Here is a 2,732-nt window from a genome sequence, read left to right as displayed (position 1 = left end):
CCTGATCGAGCCGAACGGCCGCGCTTTGCGCTACGGCATCGGCGTCGGCCGTCCCGGTTTTGAATGGTCGGGCGTCAAAACAATCAGCCGCAAGGCGGAATGGCCGGGCTGGACGCCGCCGCCCGAAATGATGCTGCGCCGGCCCGATCTGCCCAGCCACATGGACGGCGGCCCGGACAATCCGCTTGGCGCGCGCGCGCTTTATCTCGGCTCGTCGATGTATCGCATCCACGGCACCAACGAGCCCTCGACCATCGGCACCAATGTGTCGTCGGGCTGCATTCGCATGATGAATCAGGATGTGATCGACTTATACAACCGCGTGCCGGTCGGCACGAGAGTCATCGTCATCTAACAAAGATTCGGCCAGATCCGGCGTCAGATCGGAATGGCCGGGGCCGGGAGCAGGACGGAAGCCGGGCCGCCTCGCCTCACAGCGGGGCGGCCCTTTTATTGGCGTCTTCAGGTGTCGCTGCCGCTGTCGTCGCTGCCGCCTGCATCGTCATAGGCGTCCTGCGCGTCGTCCTGATCCTGATCCTGGTCCTGCAGGACATCCTCGGCGTGTTGGCCGGCTGCATCGGGCGCGCTCTCGTAATAATTGTTCACGACTTCGCCGCCGCCCAGGCCTCCGCCAATGCCGCCCAGGCCATAGCCGGCATGGCCGCCGAACAGATTGCCGAGCGAATGGGCGAGCACCATGCCGCCCGCGACGCCGGCCGCCGTCGTCAGCGCGCTCTGCATGAAGCCGCCGCCGGCAGAGGCCGCCGCCTGCGGAGCGCCCCAAGGCCCCGCCTGCGGCTGCGGCGCATAGGCCTGCTGGGGCGGGGGCGGCGCATAGCCCGGTTGGCGCTGATAGCCGGGATCGGGCGCATAAGAGGGCCGCGGCGTCGGCGCTGGCGCCGGCTGGCCGCCGCCAAACAGCGATTTGCCGATGCTGCCCAGGAAGCTGGTCTCCTCCTGCGGCGCGGCCTTGGCCTGCGCTTCAAGCTCGGCGAGGCGCCGGCTGGCGTTTTCCAGCGCCTGCTGCTGCACCAGCACCGTCTGCGCGAGCACATAGGGCGCAAACGGCAGCGCGCGAACGGCGTCGGCGATAAAAGTCTCCGCCTGGGGATCGCGCGGCGTCGAAGCGGTCGAGCCGACGCGTTCGAACAGGCCGGCGAGCATTTGGCGTTCTTCGGGGGTCATCGATTTCTCCCATCCGGGCTCTCGGCCCGCGCTGCAGCATATGGGCGACGATCAAGGCCGATCCAAGATGGGGGGTCGGTCGGGGCGCGGCGCCACGGGAAATATTTGGAAAGCGCGTGGCGGACGCCGCGGTGCGCGAAATGGCGCAGACGGGGCGTTTTGCTAACTTATTGATATTGTTGAGACCAGAAACAGGCTTTGCAAATTTTTTTGCGGCCTGACTCAGCGATTTCAAGGGGTTGCAAGCGAAAAATGGGAAAAATTAAATTTCTGGAATTCCACAGTCACCTCGCTTTCGAACGCCTCGCTCCTTCGGTTTCCGGAACCCGTGATTTACACTCAAATGGTCGAGGGTGATCCATCGTTTCGCATGGCGGAGCGTGTTTCACCCTTGAGAACCTGTCAATGACGCGCCAAAGGCGCGCCGCCTTCGGCGGTGGCCCGAAGGGCCATCATTGACAGGTTCTCAAGGGTGAAAAAAAATGCCTCCATGCGAACAATGGCTCCATAACGCCCGACGGTTTGCTTGATTATCGAGATGCCTCTCTTTTGAGGACTCCCGCCACCATCATAGTCTGAAAAACAGAAATCCGCCAGAAATTATCCTCGCCACTCACGCCCCGCCCATTCCACACAGCGCGGCGAGCTTGGCCCGCACCTCCGCCAGCACGGCCAGCGGAACCGCAGCGCCGGCGTAGCGGAAGGGCCGCGCGCGCGTATCGAGGCTGCGCACATGCGCCGTCAGCACCTCGCCGGCGACCGGCAGGCCGGGCGGCAGCGCGACATTGGCGCCAAAACGCCGGCCCTTCTCGGCGATCGGGCAGACGATCGCGAAGGCCGAGGCGCGAAACAGCGGCGCCGGCGAGACGACGAGCGCCGGATGGCTCAGCCCTTGTTCGCGCCCGAGGCGCGCATCGAAGCCGGTCCAGACGAGGTCGCCGGCTTCCGGAACATAGCCGGCCTTAGCCATCCCCGGCTTCCCCGTCATCGCCCCAATCGAAGGCCGCGCGCATCGCTTTCGGGTTCATATGGACGAGCAAATCCGTCAGCCGGTAGGTCGGCGCGGCCCGCTCGACGATCAGCCTGCCGCGCTCGACGCTCACCTTCACCGTCGCGCCCTCGCCCCATTTAAGCGCGCGCGCGCAAGCATGGGGCACGCGAAGCGCCAGCGAATTGCCCCATTTGGCGAGTTTTGCATCCATGACGACAGATATACAATGGATATCCATTTTACGCAAAGGGAACCTTCTTCCCGCTGGCCGGATCGCGCGGGGCGACGCTGATGATCGGCGGCGTCGACATCGCGCCCCCTCCTTCCCCCCCCCCCTTGCGCTACGGCATTCACACGAGTGATTCCCATTAGGGTCGATGTGTGCTTCAAGCGGCTTTTGTTGCGGGGCGCGATGGGTGATGGATTACACGGCGACATTCGTCTTGTGCGGCGCGGCGAGCGGATTTTGGATGACATCGTGCGCAGCGGCTGCGTTGTCGTGCGCAAGATGAGCGGCGATCGAGCAGGGGAGATCGCCGCGCACCGGTTTCTGGGA

4 protein-coding genes are annotated in these 2,732 nt (G+C 64.8%); 1 reads left to right on the top strand and 3 read right to left on the bottom strand.

Annotation, left to right across the window (positions count from 1 at the left end; genetic code table 11):
- Window positions 1-355 (top strand): L,D-transpeptidase (locus GSQ90_RS20215; RefSeq protein ID WP_158816712.1); only part of this gene is annotated, 355 nt, incomplete at its 5' end.
- A 107-nt stretch (window positions 356-462) separates the two neighbouring features.
- Here GSQ90_RS20215 and GSQ90_RS20210 read toward each other — a convergent pair.
- The 3 genes from GSQ90_RS20210 to GSQ90_RS20200 all read right to left on the bottom strand — a co-directional run bounded on the left by GSQ90_RS20210 (window position 463) and on the right by GSQ90_RS20200 (window position 2,414).
- Window positions 463-1,185 carry a DUF2076 domain-containing protein gene (locus tag GSQ90_RS20210; protein ID WP_158816711.1) on the bottom strand — a complete coding sequence of 241 codons (723 nt, stop codon included), beginning with the start codon at window positions 1,183-1,185 and terminating at the stop codon, window positions 463-465.
- Window positions 1,186-1,798: 613 nt separating this feature from the next.
- Window positions 1,799-2,155 carry a type II toxin-antitoxin system PemK/MazF family toxin gene (locus GSQ90_RS20205; protein ID WP_158816710.1) on the bottom strand — a complete coding sequence of 119 codons (357 nt, stop codon included), beginning with the start codon at window positions 2,153-2,155 and terminating at the stop codon, window positions 1,799-1,801.
- A complete protein-coding gene (locus tag GSQ90_RS20200; protein WP_246731688.1) occupies window positions 2,148-2,414 on the bottom strand; it encodes an AbrB/MazE/SpoVT family DNA-binding domain-containing protein in 267 nt (88 codons plus the stop codon). The genes GSQ90_RS20205 and GSQ90_RS20200 overlap by 8 nt, the downstream gene beginning before the upstream one ends.
- Between the last annotated feature and the right edge of the window lie 318 nt (window positions 2,415-2,732).

Source organism: Methylocapsa sp. S129 (assembly GCF_009765995.1).
In the GTDB taxonomy this organism is placed as follows: Bacteria; Pseudomonadota; Alphaproteobacteria; order Rhizobiales; family Beijerinckiaceae; genus Roseiarcus.
Note: the sequence above shows the minus strand (reverse complement) of the source record. Positions and strands in the feature narration are given on the sequence as shown.

Excerpts from the sequence above, each read along its gene's own strand:
- GSQ90_RS20210 (WP_158816711.1), bottom strand. The coding sequence starts at position 1,185 with ATGACCCCCGAAGAACGCCAAATGCTCGCCGGCCTGTTCGAACGCGTC.
- GSQ90_RS20205 (WP_158816710.1), bottom strand. The coding sequence starts at position 2,155 with ATGGCTAAGGCCGGCTATGTTCCGGAAGCCGGCGACCTCGTCTGGACC.
- GSQ90_RS20200 (WP_246731688.1), bottom strand. The coding sequence starts at position 2,414 with ATGGATATCCATTGTATATCTGTCGTCATGGATGCAAAACTCGCCAAA.